The organism is Pseudomonas viridiflava (assembly GCF_900602065.1).
In the GTDB taxonomy this organism is placed as follows: Bacteria; Pseudomonadota; Gammaproteobacteria; order Pseudomonadales; family Pseudomonadaceae; genus Aquipseudomonas.
The window spans coordinates 1-279 of the sequence record NZ_UWFN01000084.1 but is presented as its reverse complement, the minus strand read 5'-3'; the positions used below and the strand labels follow the sequence as shown (position 1 = coordinate 279).

The window sequence follows — 279 nt, the reverse complement described above, 5'->3', positions numbered from 1 at the left end:
CTGATCTATGGATTCGTTCCCATGCCGGGCATTTCATTCGAGTCGCACCTGGCCGGCGCGCTTGCGGGTGTCGTCGTCGCCCGGCTGATGCATTCAAAAACGTTACAGAGTGAAACCACCCGAGTGGTTTGAAGGGCATGCTGTGGATTGCGGGTCGTCGTTGCCGACCCGTCTGGAAGGGAACCTGAATCATGGATTTGCACGCATGACCCTGTTGCTGTTACTTCGGCGTCACGCCTCGGTGTTCTTCGAACGATTCGGCTGGGCCGGTATTGGCGT

General features: G+C 57.7%; 1 pseudogene. It reads left to right on the top strand.

Annotated elements, in window-relative coordinates:
* Window positions 1–132: pseudogene (locus EE949_RS29735) on the top strand (rhomboid family intramembrane serine protease); the annotation flags it as partial.
* Window positions 133–279 lie beyond the last annotated feature (147 nt).